Genomic DNA, 16,396 nt, shown 5'->3' on the forward strand with positions numbered 1-16,396 from the left:
CCGACCTACGATGGAGGCATGGCTGACTCCCCGAAGCGCGTCCTGCTCGCCGCCCCGCGCGGGTACTGCGCGGGTGTGGACCGAGCCGTCGTCACGGTCGAGAAGGCTCTCGAGCTCTACGGCGCGCCCGTGTACGTGCGCAAGGAGATCGTCCACAACAAGCACGTGGTCACGACCCTCCAGAAGCGCGGCGCGATCTTCGTCGACGAGACCGACGAGGTGCCCGAGGGCGCCACGGTGGTCTTCTCCGCGCACGGCGTCGCGCCGGTCGTCCACGAGGAGGCGCGGGCGCTGAGCCTGCGCACCATCGACGCCACCTGCCCGCTCGTCACCAAGGTCCACCGCGAGGCGGTGCGCTTCGCCGACTCCGACTACGACATCCTCCTCATCGGCCACGAGGGCCACGAGGAGGTCGTGGGCACCGCCGGTGAGGCGCCCGAGCACATCCAGCTCGTCGACGGCCCCGACGACGTCGACAACGTCACCGTCCGCGACCCCGAGAAGGTCGTGTGGCTCTCGCAGACCACGCTGTCGGTCGACGAGACGATGGAGACCGTGCGCCGGCTGCGCGAGCGCTTCCCCTCGCTGCAGGACCCGCCGAGCGACGACATCTGCTACGCCACGCAGAACCGCCAGCTGGCCGTGAAGCAGATGGCCGCCGACTGCGACCTGATGATCGTCGTCGGCTCGCGCAACTCCTCGAACTCGGTGCGCCTCGTCGAGGTCGCGCTCGAGCACGGCAGCCGCGCCGGGCACCTGGTGGACTTCGCCGAGGAGATCGACGAGTCCTGGCTCGACGGCGTCTCCACGGTCGGCGTGACGTCGGGTGCCTCGGTGCCGGAGATCCTGGTGCGCGGGGTGCTCGACTACCTCGCCGCGCGCGGGTACGAGGACGTCGCGCCCGTCGTCGCCGCGGAGGAGTCGCTGATGTTCGCCCTCCCCAACGAGATCCGTCGTGACCTCAAGGCTGCGGGCATGTCCGACAAGATGCGCCACGACGGCTCGTTCGCCGAGGCCGGCTCGCTGCACTGACGGAGGCCGCGATGGACGACCGGGTGGCGCTGGCCCTCACCGCGGACGACCTCGCGCTGGCCGGGCGCCTGCTCCACGAGTTCAACACCGCGTACGACGACCCGACGCCCGGGGCCGACGCGCTCGCGGCGCGACTGACCGGCCTGGTGGCCCGGGGGGAGACCGACGTCCTGCTCGGTGACGAGCACGGGGTGGCCGTCGTCCGGTACCGGCCGTCGCTGTGGAGCGCGGCCGACGAGGCCTACCTCGCCGAGCTCTGGGTGAGCCCGTCGGTGCGCCGCACGGGCCTGGGCCGCGCCCTGCTGCGGGCCTGCCTGGAGCGGGCGCGCGAGCGCGGCTGCGACCTGCTCGACCTCTCGACGAGCGAGGACGACCCCGAGGCGCGGGGGCTCTACGAGAGCGAGGGCCTGCACGCCACCGAGGGGGTCGGCGGGCCCACGACCTTCCACTACGAGATCGACCTCTGACCCTCCTCGCCACCTCCGAGCGGCTCGTCGAGCACGAGCTCGGGCCGGGCGTCGGGACCGGTGACGGCGTCGATCAGCTCCTGGGCGGTCAGCGGCCGGGGGCCCGAGCGCACCGGCTCGAGGGTGTCGAGGTCGTCGGTGACGACGTCGAGGTCGCGCATCCGGCGGGCGGTGACGAGGACCCGGGACTCCAGCGCCCCGACCATCGCGTTGTAGGCCTCGACGCTGCCCTGGAGGCTGCGGCCCAGCTTGGCCGTGTGCCCGCCGAGGGTGGCGAGGCGGGCGTGCAGCTCGCGGCCGAGGTCGAGCAGCTCGCGGGCGCTGGTCGAGAGCGCGTCCTGCTGCCACGTGAAGGCGACCGTGCGCAGCAGCGCCAGCAGCGCGCCGGGGCCGACGAGGACGATCCGCTGGGCCAAGGCCTTCTCGTGGAGGGACGGCTGGGCGGCCAGCGCGGCGGCGAGCATCGCGTCGCTGGGGACGAAGCAGACGACGACCTCGGGGCCGTCGCGGAACGCGGACCAGTACTCCTTGCCGGCGAGGGCTGCCACGTGCGAGGCCAGGCCGTCGGCGTGCCGGCGCAGCAGCGCGCCGCGCTCGTCGTCGGGGAGGTCCTCGGCCTGGGCGTCGAGGAAGTGCGTCATCGGGGCCTTGGCGTCGACCACGAGGGACTTGCCTCCGGGCAGGCGCACGACGACATCGGGCCGGACGCGGCGGTCGTGGGCGCTCAGCGCGGTGACCTGCTCGTCGAAGTCGCAGCGGGAGAGCATCCCGGAGGCCTCCAGGACGCGCCGCAGCTGGACCTCGCCCCAGGCCCCGCGCACCGACGACGAGCGCAGTGAGCCCGCCAGGGAGGCCGTGGCCCGGCCCAGCCCCTGCGTCTCGGACTCGACCCGTCCGAGCAGCGAGCGCAGGGAGCCGAACTGCTCGACCCGGTCGCGCTCGAGCACGCCGACGTGCTGCTCGACGCGCACGAGCGCGTCCTTGAGCGGGGCGAGCAGGGCGGCGGTCTCCATGTCCTCGGCGAGCGAGGTCTCGAGGTCGAGCACGCGCTCGCGCAGGAGGTCGCGCTCGGCCTCGACCGCCGCGCCCCGGGCCGCGAACACCAGCCGGGCGACCGCCCACGCCCCGAGCGCGCCGAGCACCACCCCGAGGAGAACCCACACCCATCCGTCCATGGCGCGATGCTCGCAGCCGCCACCGACAGGCCGGGCAATCCACGCCGCGGGGCCGCGACGAACAGTGCTCGACCGGCGTGACCCCTGCGCGCCCTCCCGACCGGAAGGACCCCTCCGTGCCCGTGCTCCAGGACTTCTCCGCCACCACCCTCTCCGGCGCACCGCAGGACCTCGCGGCCTACCGCGGCAAGGTCGTGCTCGTCGTCAACACCGCCTCGCAGTGCGGCTTCACACCGCAGTACGACGGGCTGGAGGCCCTGTGGCAGGAGTACCGGGAGCACGGCCTCGTCGTCCTCGGCTTCCCCTGCAACCAGTTCGGCGGCCAGGAGCCCGGCAGTGCCGAGGACATCGGCGAGTTCTGCCGCGTCAACCACGGCGTCACGTTCCCGATGTTCGACAAGGTCGAGGTCAACGGCGACGACGCCCACCCGCTGTTCCGGTGGCTGCGCAGCGAGGCCAAGGGCGCGCTCGGCAGCGAGAAGATCAAGTGGAACTTCACGAAGTTCCTCGTCGGCCGCGACGGCACGCCGATCAAGCGCTTCGGCTCGAGCACCAAGCCGGAGAAGCTCCGCGACGCCGTGGAGAAGGCCCTCGCCGCCTGATCCGGCCTAGGGTCGCGGGCATGCCCGAGAGCCCCGAGGAGTACTTCGCCCGCGTCGCCGCCGCGCAGGACGCTGACGGCCGCATCCCGCTCGACCCCGACGGCGTCCTCGTCTGGGACGTCTTCCCGTTCGAGACCGAAGGGCTCCGGCTCAAGCCCGGGCCGGTACCCGGCGACGAACGGGTGCGCTCGGGGGAGGACCCCGCCACTTGCCAGTGCGCGCAACCCCCCGCCCGCGGGCCCCGCGAACCCTTCGGCGTGGTCTGGGAGGACGAGAACTTCCTCGTCAAGGCGCCGCCGCCCTCCGGCGCGCCCTTGATGCTCTCGGCCGTCACCCGCGGGCACCTCGACGTGCCCGACATGGGCGCCGACCTCGCGGCGGCCTTCGGGCGGCTCCACGTCGCGCTCGTCGCGTCCGTCGAGGAGCTGCCGAGCGTCGGCCGCTGCCACGTGATGCGGATCGGCGACGGTGGGGTCCACGCCCACTGGTGGTTCCTCGCCCGCCCGGCCCGCCTGCCGATGGTCTTCGGCTCCTTCATGGTCGACTGGGACGACTTCCTCCCGCCGCTGCCGCTCGACGTCTGGGCCGAGAACGCGGCCTTCGTCGCACAGCGGCTGCACGAGCGGCTGGGCGGCAACGTGGTCACTGCGCTCGCGTAGGGTCGGGCCATGGCGCGACGCGAGGAGACCGAGGCCGAGCGCCTGCGCCGGATCGCCATCCTCAACAACCGGCTGCCGAAGAAGCGCAACATCGCCCAGGGACTGCTGCGCAACCCGGCCGGTCTGGTGCTGCTGTGCGAGCTGTCGTACAAGCAGGAGTGGGACCTCCCGGGCGGGGTGGTCGACCCCGGTGAGCCGCCGGCCACGACGGTCGCGCGCGAGATCGACGAGGAGCTGGGGCTCGAGGTCGCCGTCGGCGGGCTCGTCGCCGTCAACTGGCTGCCGCCGTGGCGCGGCTGGGACGATGCGCACCTCTTCCTCTTCGACCTCGGGGTCTTCGACGGCGAGCTCGACCCCGCCCGCTTCCTTCCCCGCGAGATCGCCGGGGCGCACTGGGTGGACCCGGCGGCCGTCGCCGACCACGTCGCGCCGTACACGGCCCGGATGCTCGCCGCCGTCGCCTCGTGGTCGCCGGGGGAGACCCTCTACCTCGAGGACGGTTCGCTGCCGGGGGGCGCCGCGTGAAGGACGAGAACCGTCTGGCGCTCGTGCTGCTCGGGGCGCTCGCGCTCGTGAGCGTCGGCATCCTCGGCTACATCGTCGTCTCGGCCCTCACCGCCTGAGCGACGCCTCCCGCGGCGCGTCTCCGGCGTCGGCCGGTCCGACCGACGACACGAAGCCGCTCCGCGACCCCCGTCCGTGCGGGGACGCGTGGCCCGCGCGACCATCGTGTCGTCCGCCGGTCCGCGCTCGGCCACCCTCGCGATTTCGGCCCGCCGGGGCCGGTGCGGCACGATGGGTGGTCGTGCCCGCCCGTCCGGCCGGCGCCTGCACCAGCCCCAGGAGGACGCGCCGTGGCGCTCACCATCGGAATCGTCGGCCTGCCGAACGTCGGCAAGTCGACGATGTTCAACGCCCTGACGAAGAACAACGTCCTGGCGGCGAACTACCCGTTCGCGACGATCGACCCCAACGTCGGGGTCGTCCCGCTGCCCGACGAGCGGCTCGGCCGGCTCGCCGAGATCTTCGGCAGCGAGAAGATCCTCCCCGCCACCGTCTCCTTCGTCGACATCGCCGGCATCGTCCGCGGCGCGTCCGAGGGGGAGGGGCTCGGCAACAAGTTCCTCGCGAACATCCGTGAGGCGGACGCCATCTGCCAGGTCGTGCGGGCCTTCGAGGACGGCGACGTCGTGCACGTCGACGGTGCCGTCTCGCCCGAGTCGGACATGGAGACCATCCACACCGAGCTCGTCCTCGCCGACCTCCAGACCCTCGAGAAGGCCGTCACCCGGCTCGAGAAGGAGGCGCGCATCAAGAAGGAGTCCAAGCCGCTCCTCGAGAACGCGCTCGCCGCGCAGACGGTGCTCGAGGAAGGGAAGACCCTGTACGCGCACGGCGAGGCCGCCGGTGTCGACCTCGCGCTGGCCGCCGGGCTCGGGCTGCTCACGACCAAGCCGTTCATCTACGTCTTCAACCTCGACGAGGACCAGCTCGCCGACACCGACCTGCACGCCCGGCTCGCCGCGCTCGTCGCGCCCGCCGACGCCGTCTTCCTCAACGCCAAGCTCGAGATGGACCTCATGGAGATGTCCGCGGAGGACGCCCTCGAGATGCTCCAGTCCTTCGGTGCCGAGGAGTCCGGGCTCGACCAGCTGGCGCGCGTCGGCTTCCACACCCTCGGGCTGCAGACCTACCTGACCGCCGGCCCGAAGGAGTCGCGCGCCTGGACGATACGTCAGGGCTGGACCGCCCCGCAGGCGGCCGGCGTCATCCACACCGACTTCCAGCGCGGGTTCATCAAAGCCGAGATCGTCTCGTTCTCCGACCTCGACGAGCTCGGCTCGATGGCCGCCGCGAAGGCCGCCGGCAAGGCGCGCATGGAGGGCAAGGAGTACGTCATGCAGGACGGCGACGTCGTGGAGTTCCGCTTCAACGTCTGAGGGCGTCGACGTGCCGATGACTCCGACGTGAGCATTGCACTGCGCATCGGCGCGCAGTAGAGTGCTCACATGGACGCTCACGAGACCACCCGGCAGTCGCTGCCCCCGTTCCACCTCGCCATCCCCGTCGGTGACATCGCCGACGCCCGGCGCTTCTACGGGCAGACCCTCGGCTTCGGGCAGGGCCGCTCCGCCGAGCGGTGGACCGACTGGGACGTCGAGGGACACCAGGTGGTCACCCACCAGGTCGACGCGTACTCCGCGCCCGTCGCCGGCCACAACCACGTCGACGGCCACGAGGTGCCCGTGCCGCACTTCGGGCTGGTGCTCTCGGTCGAGCGGTTCCAGGAGCTCGCGGCCCAGCTCGAGGCCGCCGGGACCGACTTCGTCATCGACCCGTACGTGCGCTTCGAGGGCGAGCCCGGCGAGCAGTGGACCATGTTCTTCCTCGACCCCTCGGGGAACGCGTTGGAGTTCAAGGCGTTCCGCGACCCGTCGATGCTGTTCGCCGTCTGAGCCATCGCCGATCGGCCCGGCCGACGAGTCACGGAGGAAGCCGCATGACCGAGCTCGACGACTCCACGCTCCACGGCGAGCTGGACCACGACTTCCTCGGCCGGGTCGGCGAACGGATCCGCGTCCTGCGCAAGGGGCAGGGCCTGACGGTCCAGCACCTCGCCGAGGCCTCCGGCGTCAGCCGCCGGCTGCTCACCCAGATCGAGCACGGTCAGGCGAACCCCAGCCTCGTCGCCGTCACGCGCATCGCCCGGCAGCTCGGTGTCGACTTCACCTCGCTGCTCACCCCGACCGCCGAGGCGGCCTGCCTCGTCACCGCTCCCGGCGACCACACGGTCGTCTGGACCACCGAGCGCGGGTCCACCGCGCACCTGCTCGGCGTCACGGGCGACGCTCGGCGGGCGGACCTGTGGCTCTGGTCGCTCGCGCCGGGGGACACCTACCAGGGGCACGCGGACCCGGCCGGCTCCCACGAGCTCTTCCACGTCCTGTCCGGGGAGCTGACCATCCACACGGAGGGTGTCGACCACGTCGTCCGGGCCGGCGGCTCGGCGACGTTGCGCAGCGACCGGCCCTACGCGTACCGCAACGACCGGATGGGTCCCGGCGACGCGGCGACGTTCGTGCGCACCGTGGCGCTGGCGCCCTGACCGTCGACCGTCGCGCTCAGGCGAGGGCCTCGGCCAGCAGGGCGCCCATCGCCCGCACCCCGGCCACGAGCCGGTCGTCGGGCACGCCCGAGAAGCTCATCCGCGCATGGTGGGCCTCGGGCCGCTCGGAGAAGAACGGTGCGCCGGGCACGAGGATGACGCCGGCCCGGGGGATGAGGACGTCGCGCTGGAACGCGGCGAGGTCGAGCGACTCGGGAAAGGTCACCCAGGTGAACAGACCGCCCTCGGCGCGCGTCCACGACGTGCCCGGCGGGAAGTGCTCCTCCATCGTCGCGAGCATGAGGTCGCGCTTGTGCCGGTACGTCGGCAGCATGTCGGCGACGTGCGCGTCGACGTCGAACCCGGTGAGGTACGCCGTGGTCGCCCGCATGTTGAGCGTGCCGTTCTGGGTGTCGGCGGCGAGCTTGAGCAGCGCCAGCTTGTCGCGGACCTCCGGCTCGGCCAGCGCCCACCCGAGCCGCAGCCCCGGCACGAGGATCTTCGAGAACGAGCCGAGGTGCACCACACGGCCGTTGGGGTCGAGGCTGCGGATGGTCGGCAGCCGCTCGCCCTCGTAGCGCAGCTCGCGGTACGGCGTGTCCTCGAGGACGACCACGTCGTAGCGCTCGGCCAGCTCGACGAGGTGGCGCCGTCGCTCCAGGCTCATCGTCCGGCCGGTGGGGTTCTGGAAGTCGGGCACCGTGTAGACGAGCTTCACGCGGTCGGTCGTGCGCAGGACCTCCTCCAGCGCAACGGTGTCCATGCCCTCGTCGTCCATCGGCACCGACCGGTACGCGGGCTCGCACGGGTCGAAGGCGATGAGTGCCCCGAGGAAGGTCGGTCGCTCGGTGACGACGACGTCGCCGGCGTCGAGGAAGAGCTTGGCGGTGAGGTCGAGCCCCTGCTGCCCGCCCTGCGTGATGAGCACGTCGTCGGCGGCACAGGGCATCCCGTCGGCGGTGAGCCGGTCGGCCACCAGGGCCCGCAGCTCGGGGATGCCGTCCGAGGCCGTGTACTGCAGCGCCGACGTGTTCTCGGGCGTCAGCAGCGCGTCGTAGACCTTGTGCAGCTCGTCGACCGGGAAGAGCGTCGGGTCCGGGTAGCCCCCGGCGAACGACGTGATGTCCGGGTTCGTTGCGAGGGAGAGGAACTCGCGGATGGCGGACGGCTTGAGGCGCTCGGCGCGCCGTGCGAAGGACGTCATCCGAAGGCCAGTCCGCCCGGCCGTCCCTCGCGCAGCGCGGCGAGGTGCTCGTCGTAGGTCATGACGTCGAAGAGCGAGGTGCCGTCGAGGATGCGCTCCTGCAGCGCCTTCTCCCGCGACTCGATGGCCTCGGCCCCGTCCACCGCCGCCGCGAAGTCCTCCTCGGACCCGGTGACGAGCCCGTCGTCGTCCCCGACGAGCAGGTCTCCCGGTACCACGGCCACACCGTCGAGGGACAGCGTCAGGCCCTCCTCCGGCACCCGCGCGGCGCCGAAGGCGTTGGGCGCGAACCCGGTCGACCACACGGGCATCGACAGCCTGCTGAGGGCTGCGGTGTCCCGGGTGCGTCCGTCGACCACCAGGCCGGCCAGCCCACGCCGTTGCGCCTCGGTGCCGAACAGCTCGCCGGCCACGGCCCGCTCGTCTCCGCCGGCGTCGATCACGAGGACGTCCCCCGGGCCGGACGCTCGCAGCGCGTGGATGACCGGCACGAGGTCCCGCTCGGCCCGCGCCGTCACGACCCGGCCCACCAGGTGTCGCCCGGCCACGACCGGCCGCAGCCGGTGCGGCAGCACGCGCAGCGCCGGCGAGGCATCGACGAGGCTCGTCGTCGAGAGGTGGGCGAGGCGCTCGAGCAGGGCCTGCGACGTCATCCGGGTGTCTCCTCGTCGTGCGGAGCCGGCGCGATCGGCCGGTCCCGAGCAGTCTCCGGTGCGCCTCCCGGTGGGGGCAACACGCGTCCACGGCCGGCCCACGGGGTTCCCCACGTCACACCCCGGGTGTGACCCACGAGACGGCGCCACCAACGGGCACCGGAGCACAGTGGGGACATGGCCGAGGACGTGCTCCCGAGGCACGAGGCCCACCCCCTCGAGGGGACGGACCCCGCACCCGTCGTCGCCGCGCTCGACGGCTCGTCCCACGAGGACGCCGTCGTCGCGTGGGCCGCCGCCACCGCGGTCCGTCGCGGGGCACGGCTCGACCTCGTCCACGTCATCGAGCTGGGCATCGCCCTGACCCCGTTCTCGGTCTTCGCCGCCGAGGCGCCGTGGTACGGCGAGCAGCTGATGACGAGTGCCCGCACCCGGCTCGATGCTCTCGCCGGCCGGCTCCGTGCGCGGCACCCGGGCCTGGAGGTCGCCGTGCATGCGTCGCACGGCTCCCCGGCCGCCGTCCTCGTCGGGCTCTCCGAGCGGGCGACGGTCGTCGTGGGGACCTCCTCCCACGACCGCCTCGAGAGGCTGGTCATGGGATCGACCGCCCTCGCGGTCGTGGCCCACGGGCACGGCACGGTGGTCGTCGTGCCCGAGTCGCTGCCGCCGGTGGAACCCCACCGTGTCGTCGTCGGAGCCGACGGCAGCGAGGCCGGGGCCCGAGCCGTCGCCCACGCGGTCCAGGAGGCCGCGTCGGTGGGCGGCCGGGTCTCGGCCGTCACCGCCTGGACCGTCGAGGTGGAGGACGGCGTCGTCGTCTCCGAGCCCGGGTCCGAGCGGTGGGGGCGCGTGGAGGCCCGCCTCGCGGCGGCGACGCGCGACGCCCTCGCAGCGGCCCACGCGGCTCGGCCCGAGGTGCCCGTGGACGTCGTCGTCCGGCACGGCAAGCCCGCAACGGTACTGCTCGAGGTGGCGCGCGAGGCCGACGCCGACCTCCTCGTCGTCGGCCGGCGCGGCCGCACCGGGATCGGCGGACTGCTCATGGGCAGCGTCAGCCGGTCCGTCGCGATGCGGACCTCCGTGCCTCTCGCGGTCATCCCCTGACCGATCGGTCCCCGAGACCACTGACCGGCCGCAGGGACCCGCGGCCGGTCAGTCGTCGGTTGTGAGGCTCAGCCCATCGCGGCGCGCACGAGCGGGACGAAGCCGTCGCGGTAGCCGGCGCGGGTCGGGTGGTAGATGTCGAGCAGGCCGGTCGCCTTGCCCCACACGTAGGGGGTCGAGGCGCAGACGTCGTGACCGGTGAAGGACGGCACGGGGTCGAGGTAGGTGAAGCCGGCCGCAGCGGCCCGCGCCGCGAGCACGCGGTCGAGGTGGGCGGCGACATCGTTGAGCAGCACCGACTCCCGCGAGTTCACGCCGCTCGCCTGCGTGCACGACACCGACGCCCCGAACGGCTTGGGGTAACCGACGACCATCACCTTGGCCCCCGGGGCGCGGGTGCGGATGTCGGCGTAGGTGGCGTCGAGCTTGGCGGGCAGCTCGGCGTCGATGCGGGCGTTGACCTTCGAGACGGTGGAGCGGCAGAGCAGCTCGTCCCAGCTGCTGAAGCAGGAGAGGATGAGGTCGGTGAAGCCGACGTCGTTGCCGCCGATGCTGACCGTCACGAAGTCGGTGGACGCCGAGAGCGCCGCCGTCTGACCGCCGGTGACGTCACCGGTCTTCGCGCCGGAGCACGCCTTGAACGACAGGGTCGTGTTCGGGCGGGCCTTCGCGACGAGCGGGGCGTAGGCCAGGCTGCTGCGGTAGCAGGAGAGGCTGAGGTCCGGGAAGCCCGTGCCGTTGCCGGCGGCGTAGGAGTCGCCGAGTGCGACGTACTGGTCGGGCTCGGCGGCGGATGCCGCTGCGGCGGAGGGCAGCAGGGTCGCGGTGAGCACGAGGGGGAGGGCCGCGACGGCGGCGACCAGGGACCTGAGGCGGGGGCGAGCGGACAACGGGCACTCCTTCGTGCGGCGTCTCGGGCGACCGTGCCGCCCCGGGTGCGCTCATGCTCACCCGCGCGGGCTCACCCCGCAACCGGGGCGAACGGCCAGCCCTCGACCATCGCCTCGCTGCGCCCCGGCTCGACGAAGTGCTCGAACCCGAACGCGGCGGTGAACACCTCGGGCGGCATGGCGAGCATCATCCCGACGTCGCTGGTCTGGCTCGCGTGGCTGGCGAGCGCCGCCCGCTTGCGCTCGATGAGCGGCCGGACGTCGACCCGCCAGTGCAGCTCGGCGGCCGGGGTGCCCATCGGGTTGCCGTCGTCCATCGGGGCGTCGGGGTCCCAGTCGTCCTCCATCCCGGCGGCGCGGGCGGCCTCGAACATCTCGCGCATCGCGTCGCGGTTCATCGTGGACTCGAGGACCCGCGGGCGGCGGGCCGCGAGCTCGGCACCGCGGTGCAGGACCCGGTGCACCTGCACGTGGTCGGGGTGGCCGTAGCCGCCGTGCCAGTCGTAGCCGACCGCGACGTCGGCGTCCTCGTCGTCGAGCACCGCGGCGAACCGGCGGCCGGCCTCGTCGAGGTCGGCGGCGGTGAACGCGCCCTCGTGCGAGTTCTGCTCCCAGCCGGTCATCCCGGAGTCGCTGTACCCGAGCCACTCCACGCGGTGCAGCCCGATGGCGCGGGCCGAGGCCTCGAGCTCGCGACGCCGGCGGTCGACGAGCGTCTCACCGGGCGCGAGGTCGGCCGGGGCGGTGCCGTGCTCGCCGCCGGTCGCGACGACGAGGACGACACGGTGGCCCTCGTCGACGGCGCGGGCCATCGAGCCGGAGGTCTGCGAGGCCTCGTCGTCGGGATGGGCGTGGAGGAAGACGATGGTCGACACGGCACCCATCATGCCGACCGCCCCCGACAGGGGGACGGCCGGCAGGGGGCTCAGCGACCCGGACGCTGCTCCGGGGGAGTGGCGCGGGCAGCGCGGGTCGAGCGGGACGCGACGAGCGCCTCGTCGACGACGAGCGCGCCCGAGCGAAGGTCGTAGCTGCCGGTGACGCGCACCGGCGACCCGTACGGGGCCCGCGACTCGTCGACGACGAAGGAGACGACGTCGCCGTCGACCGAGGTGCGGCCGCCGTGCACCAGCGTGCCGTCGGGTCGGACCAGCCAGACCCGGCCGCCGTCGCGCTGGTCGGCGAGGAGGTAGGCGTCGAGGCTGTAGCGCTCGGAACAGACCCGCTCGCGCAGGATCGCGCCGAGCAGCCGCGGGGCGCCGAGGGCCTCCTCCGCGGGGGCGCCGCGCAGCCCGGCATCCAGCGCCAGGGCTCCCGGGTGCCCGGAGCACACGTACGGGTGCACCGAGGCCTGGGCCACGCTCAGCCCGGGCAGCTCGCGCTCGGCGGAGGCGACGATGGCCCGCTTGGGCATCCTGCCGCCCCTGGACCACTCGATGGTCCGCCCGCGCTCGGCGGAGTACGACGTCATCGGCTCGGGCTGGACGGGTGCTGCGTCGAGGCCGTGCCGGTACGCCACGAGGGTGCGGGCCATCCGCAGCTCGCGGCCGATCGGCGTGGCGGGGTCGAGCTGCAGGCGAGCCAGCGCCTCGAGGGCGCCGGCGTCGCCGATGCGCCCCAGGGCGCCGACCACGCGCCGGAGCACGGTCGGGCTGTCGGTGCCGAGCGCGGCCTCGAGGGCATCCTGGCTGGCGCGACCGGGGACGCGGCCGAGGACGACGGCGGCCCGTGCCCGGACGCGCTCGTCGGGATGGCCGACGACCAGCTCGCGTCCGAGGGCGGGGAGGGTGCCGGCGTCGCGCCGGGCGAGCACGGCGAGGCTCTCGCGGGCCACGTCCGGGCGGGTGGCCCGGGCCAGTCGGCCCAGGGCGGCATCGCTGCGCTGGTCGAGGGGGGTGGTGTCGGTGGGCATGGTGCTCCTTCGTCAGCAGCCGCCGCGGACCTGGCAGCGGCCGCGCATCGTCGAGCCCTGGGCGGAGGTGAGCAGCACAGAGCTGCGGGTGCTCACCGCGCACCGGGTCTGGGCCATGAGGTTCTCTCGCGCGCTCGTGGCGGTGGGGCAGTCGTCCCCGTGGTTGTGCGACAGGTTGAGGAAGTGGCCGAGCTCGTGGGCGACGGTGCGGGAGAACCCCTCCGGCTCCCGACCGATCTCGCCACCGATCAGGCCGTCGTCCTTGTCGCCCTTGTCGCAGTCACCCGGGACGGGCGAGATGCCGACGAAGTCGGTGTCGCTGATGTTGCGCACGATGAACATGTCGACACCGTCGTTGCCAACGCTCCACTCGTCCGAGAGGCTGTCCGCCTCGGACTCGCTGCCGAGGTCGTCACGGCCGTTGGAGGCCGCTGCCGTGACCCAGAAGTACTGCACCCGACCGAGACCCAGCTGACGGGTCGCGTAGATCTGGCGCGTCCGGTGGACCGCGTAGTCGACCTTGTCGTCGGCGGCCGCCATCTCGGTGGCGGAGAGGAGGTCGAGCCCGACCTCGACGAGGTTGAGGTTGACGTGCCCGCGGGAGAGGCCGTCGAAGGCCTGGCCGAGGGAGACCGCGACCGGCGTCGAGGTGGCGGGGTCGGTGGGAGGGGTGCCGCGCCAGAAGCCGAGCACCTCGCGCATCACCGAGGGGTTCGCCGTCCCGCCGAGGCCCATGCAGGCCAGCGCCTGCCGGACGGACGCGACGGTCACGGCCCGACCCGTCCCTCGAGCTCGGTGACCCGGGCGGTGAGCGCGGTGGCCTGGCTCGTGAGCGCGGTGACCTGGCTCTGCAGCGAGGCCAGGACCGTCGCCACGTCCTGGCCGGCCACGCTGAGCGAGCCCGGGCAGGTGACGCGGCCCTCGATGAGCACGCCGCCGAGGTAGTCACGGTTGTAGTTGACGACGAGCGTGTCCTCCCACGCGTGCACGAGGGCGCGGCGGTAGGGGTTGGGTCGCCGGGGGCGGATGATGGTCGTCGTCGCCCGGCGCTCCCTGCCACCGTCCAGCATGAGGTCGGTGCCGAACTGCTGCACGATGCGCGAGCGCACGACGAGCCAGTCGCCGTTGGTCGCCCCGTGCACCGTCTTGAGGTCGTTGATCGTCACGCCCCCGGGGTAGTCGCGGTCCCAGTTGAGGGTGAGCCCGTCCTCGAAGTCGTGGACGAGGGCCCGGCGGTACGGGCTGTTCGTCCTGCGCCGGGAGGGGGTGTCGAGCATGAAGTCGCTCGTCGCGGACTTCGTCACGGCGGCCTCGAGGTGGATCCAGTCGCCGTCGAACCTGATGTCGGTCATCGTGCCGTCCTTCGTCGTGCGGGGTGGTCGGCGGTGAGGAGGGCGGTGGCCGGTGCGCTGATACATGCCGGTCGCCGATGCGCGGGTCCACGGCACCGATCACCCCGCACGCAACCCCCACTCCGGGAGGCGGAGTCCCTACGGTGTGCTGTGGCCCGGCGACCGCCGGAGCACCCGGGGGAACGAGGAGGCATCTGTGAGCACCGCAGACCAGGCCGACGCCGGCGGAACCCGCCGCGACGAGGTCGACCACGACACCGTCCCACCCGCTCGCACCGGCCTGCTCGTGCTCGCCGGCGTGCTGCTCGCGATCCCGGTCGTCGCCCTGCTGTGGGTGAGCAGCTACAGCCGGGTCGAGCCGCGGCTCTGGGGCTTCCCGTTCTTCATCTGGTACCAGTTCCTCTGGGTCTTCCTCTGCTCGGCGCTCACGTACACGGCGTACCGCATCGTCCTCGTGGCCCGGCCCCACCGACCGATGACCGGTACCGGCGAGCGGACGGGGGAGCGGGCGTGAGCGGCATCGACGGCGTCGCCCTGGCCGTCCTCGTCGTCCTCTTCCTCCTGGTCACCGTCATGGGGTTCCTCGCGACCCGGTGGCGGCGGCCCACGTCGATGGAGTCCCTCGACGAGTGGGGCCTCGGCGGACGCTCGTTCGGCACGTGGGTGACGTGGTTCCTGCTCGGCGGTGACCTCTACACGGCGTACACGTTCGTCGCCGTGCCCGCCGCGATGTTCGCCGCCGGCGCCGTCTCCGGCTTCTTCGCCGTCCCCTACACGATCGTGCTGTACCCGATCATCTTCGTCTTCATGGGCCGCCTCTGGTCGGTCAGCCACCGGCACGGCTACGTCACCACCGCGGACTTCGTGCGCGGCCGGTTCGGTTCGCGCGGACTGTCGTTGGCCATCGCGGTCACCGGCTTCCTCGCGACGATGCCGTACATCGCGCTCCAGCTCGTCGGCATCCAGGCCGTGCTCGAGGTCATCGGCCTCGGCGGCGGCAGCAACATCATCGCCAAGGACCTCCCGCTCTTCATCGCGTTCGCCCTGCTGGCGGCGTACACGTACTCGAGCGGCCTGCGCGCCCCGGCGGTCATCGCCTTCGTCAAGGACACGCTGATCTACCTCGTGATCATCGTCGCCATCGTCTACCTGCCGAGCAAGGTCGGCGGGTGGGATGCCGTCTTCTCGGCGGCCGAGCAGAAGATGGCGACGCCGAACCCGGTGGACGGCAAGCCGACCGGCGCGTTCATCCCGGGGGCCCAGGCCCAGTGGGCCTACGCCACGCTCGGCCTCGGGTCGGCGCTCGCGCTGTTCATGTACCCGCACTCGATCACGGCCAGCCTGTCGGCGAGCTCGCGCAACACCATCCGGCGCAACGCCGCGATCCTCCCGGCGTACTCGTTCGTCCTCGGTCTGCTCGCGCTCCTCGGATGGGTCGCCATCGCCGCCGGGACCAAGCCGATCGGCCTCGACGGCAAGCCGAACGCCCAGCTCGTCATCCCGCAGCTGTTCGAGGACTCCTTCCCGTCGTGGTTCGCGGGAATCGCGTTCGCGGCCATCGCGATCGGTGCGCTGGTGCCGGCGGCGATCATGTCCATCGCGGCCGCGAACACCTTCACGCGGAACATCTACAAGGAGTGGCTCAAGCCCGACGCCACCCCGAAGCAGGAGGCCAAGGTCTCCAAGCTCGTCTCGCTCGTCGTCAAGGGCTTCGCGCTGGTCTTCGTCCTCGCGCTCGACAAGCAGAACGCCATCAACTTCCAGCTCCTCGGCGGCATCTGGATCCTCCAGACCTTCCCCGCCGTCGTCGTGGGGCTGTACACGCGATGGCTGCACCGCTGGGCGCTGACCGCCGGCTGGGCGGTCGGCATGGTCTACGGCACCTGGCAGGCCTGGAGCGTCGCCAACCCGCGGGCCGGCATCAACCACTTCGGCGGTTCGCTCGACACCATCCCGATCATCGGGCAGATGGGCTACATCGCGATGACGGCGTTCGTGATCAACGTCCTCGTGGCCGTCGTCGGCACCCTCGTGCTGCGGGTGGCGAAGGTGCCGCAGGGCGATGACGAGACGATCCGCGGCGACTACTTCGCCGACGCCGGGGACCCGCGCGTCGAGAAGCTGCCGACGCCGATCCACCAGGAGGCGCCGAACCCCTGAGTGGCCCCGACCTCAGTGCCGGGGGGGGGGGGGGGGGGGGGGGGGGGGGGGGGGGGGGGGGGGGGGGGGGGGGGGGGGGG

General features: G+C 72.9%; 19 protein-coding genes. 11 read left to right on the top strand and 8 right to left on the bottom strand.

Annotated elements, in window-relative coordinates; genetic code table 11:
* Positions 1-18: 18 nt before the first annotated feature.
* Entirely contained in the window at positions 19-1,032 is a 1,014-nt protein-coding gene (locus ACQZ2A_RS13115; protein ID WP_430211719.1) for a 4-hydroxy-3-methylbut-2-enyl diphosphate reductase, read from the top strand.
* Positions 1,033-1,043: 11 nt separating this feature from the next.
* Positions 1,044-1,499, top strand: coding sequence for a GNAT family N-acetyltransferase (locus ACQZ2A_RS13120; RefSeq protein ID WP_430211722.1), 456 nt, complete (start codon positions 1,044-1,046; stop codon positions 1,497-1,499).
* Here the strand turns inward: ACQZ2A_RS13120 and ACQZ2A_RS13125 are convergent.
* Positions 1,481-2,674: a DNA recombination protein RmuC gene (locus ACQZ2A_RS13125; protein WP_430211725.1), complete on the bottom strand. Its 1,194-nt coding sequence runs from the start codon at positions 2,672-2,674 to the stop codon at positions 1,481-1,483. The two genes, ACQZ2A_RS13120 and ACQZ2A_RS13125, sit on opposite strands and share 19 nt — an antisense overlap.
* Positions 2,675-2,790: 116 nt before the next feature.
* Between ACQZ2A_RS13125 and ACQZ2A_RS13130 the strand changes: the two genes are divergently transcribed.
* From ACQZ2A_RS13130 to ACQZ2A_RS13155, 6 genes are all read left to right on the top strand, one after another.
* Positions 2,791-3,276 carry a glutathione peroxidase gene (locus tag ACQZ2A_RS13130; protein ID WP_430211728.1) on the top strand — a complete coding sequence of 162 codons (486 nt, stop codon included), beginning with the start codon at positions 2,791-2,793 and terminating at the stop codon, positions 3,274-3,276.
* Between the two features lie 20 nt (positions 3,277-3,296).
* Entirely contained in the window at positions 3,297-3,935 is a 639-nt protein-coding gene (locus ACQZ2A_RS13135) for a hypothetical protein (RefSeq protein WP_430211731.1), read from the top strand.
* A 9-nt stretch (positions 3,936-3,944) separates the two neighbouring features.
* Positions 3,945-4,460, top strand: a complete 516-nt coding sequence (locus tag ACQZ2A_RS13140) for an NUDIX domain-containing protein (protein ID WP_430211732.1) — start codon at positions 3,945-3,947, stop codon at positions 4,458-4,460.
* A 329-nt stretch (positions 4,461-4,789) separates the two neighbouring features.
* The gene (gene ychF / locus ACQZ2A_RS13145) at positions 4,790-5,875 is read left to right on the top strand and encodes a redox-regulated ATPase YchF (protein WP_430211735.1); all 1,086 of its coding nucleotides are present in this window, start codon (positions 4,790-4,792) and stop codon (positions 5,873-5,875) included.
* 69 nt (positions 5,876-5,944) lie between these two features.
* Positions 5,945-6,391: a VOC family protein gene (locus ACQZ2A_RS13150; RefSeq protein WP_430211738.1), complete on the top strand. Its 447-nt coding sequence runs from the start codon at positions 5,945-5,947 to the stop codon at positions 6,389-6,391.
* 44 nt (positions 6,392-6,435) lie between these two features.
* Positions 6,436-7,041 carry a helix-turn-helix domain-containing protein gene (locus tag ACQZ2A_RS13155; protein ID WP_430211739.1) on the top strand — a complete coding sequence of 202 codons (606 nt, stop codon included), beginning with the start codon at positions 6,436-6,438 and terminating at the stop codon, positions 7,039-7,041.
* A gap of 16 nt (positions 7,042-7,057) precedes the next feature.
* Here the strand turns inward: ACQZ2A_RS13155 and ACQZ2A_RS13160 are convergent, their stop codons facing one another.
* On the bottom strand, positions 7,058-8,245 hold the full coding sequence (locus ACQZ2A_RS13160) for a PLP-dependent aminotransferase family protein (protein WP_430211742.1): 1,188 nt from the start codon (positions 8,243-8,245) through the stop codon (positions 7,058-7,060).
* Complete coding sequence (locus tag ACQZ2A_RS13165) at positions 8,242-8,898, bottom strand: RraA family protein (RefSeq protein ID WP_430211744.1); 657 nt, start codon at positions 8,896-8,898, stop codon at positions 8,242-8,244. The genes ACQZ2A_RS13160 and ACQZ2A_RS13165 overlap by 4 nt, the downstream gene beginning before the upstream one ends.
* A gap of 177 nt (positions 8,899-9,075) precedes the next feature.
* On the opposite strand from ACQZ2A_RS13165, the gene ACQZ2A_RS13170 reads away from it, so the two are divergent.
* Positions 9,076-10,002, top strand: coding sequence for a universal stress protein (locus tag ACQZ2A_RS13170; RefSeq protein WP_430211746.1), 927 nt, complete (start codon positions 9,076-9,078; stop codon positions 10,000-10,002).
* Between the two features lie 68 nt (positions 10,003-10,070).
* Here ACQZ2A_RS13170 and ACQZ2A_RS13175 read toward each other — a convergent pair whose 3' ends face one another.
* From ACQZ2A_RS13175 to ACQZ2A_RS13195, 5 genes are all read right to left on the bottom strand, one after another.
* The gene (locus tag ACQZ2A_RS13175; RefSeq protein WP_430211749.1) at positions 10,071-10,892 is read right to left on the bottom strand and encodes an SGNH/GDSL hydrolase family protein; all 822 of its coding nucleotides are present in this window, start codon (positions 10,890-10,892) and stop codon (positions 10,071-10,073) included.
* Between the two features lie 71 nt (positions 10,893-10,963).
* Complete coding sequence (locus tag ACQZ2A_RS13180) at positions 10,964-11,767, bottom strand: PIG-L family deacetylase (RefSeq protein ID WP_430211752.1); 804 nt, start codon at positions 11,765-11,767, stop codon at positions 10,964-10,966.
* 50 nt (positions 11,768-11,817) lie between these two features.
* A complete protein-coding gene (locus ACQZ2A_RS13185; RefSeq protein ID WP_430211754.1) occupies positions 11,818-12,804 on the bottom strand; it encodes a HEAT repeat domain-containing protein in 987 nt (328 codons plus the stop codon).
* 12 nt (positions 12,805-12,816) lie between these two features.
* Complete coding sequence (locus ACQZ2A_RS13190; protein WP_430211757.1) at positions 12,817-13,575, bottom strand: hypothetical protein; 759 nt, start codon at positions 13,573-13,575, stop codon at positions 12,817-12,819.
* A complete protein-coding gene (locus ACQZ2A_RS13195) occupies positions 13,572-14,156 on the bottom strand; it encodes a hypothetical protein (protein WP_430211759.1) in 585 nt (194 codons plus the stop codon). The genes ACQZ2A_RS13190 and ACQZ2A_RS13195 overlap by 4 nt, the downstream gene beginning before the upstream one ends.
* Before the next feature lie 196 nt (positions 14,157-14,352).
* Between ACQZ2A_RS13195 and ACQZ2A_RS13200 the strand changes: the two genes are divergently transcribed.
* On the top strand, positions 14,353-14,670 hold the full coding sequence (locus tag ACQZ2A_RS13200; protein WP_430211762.1) for a DUF3311 domain-containing protein: 318 nt from the start codon (positions 14,353-14,355) through the stop codon (positions 14,668-14,670).
* A complete protein-coding gene (gene mctP / locus ACQZ2A_RS13205) occupies positions 14,667-16,316 on the top strand; it encodes a monocarboxylate uptake permease MctP (protein ID WP_430211763.1) in 1,650 nt (549 codons plus the stop codon). Before ACQZ2A_RS13200 ends, mctP begins: the two co-directional genes overlap by 4 nt.
* Positions 16,317-16,396: the final 80 nt, after the last annotated feature.

Source organism: Phycicoccus avicenniae (assembly GCF_050496545.1).
GTDB lineage: Bacteria > Actinomycetota > Actinomycetes > Actinomycetales > Dermatophilaceae > Phycicoccus > Phycicoccus avicenniae_A.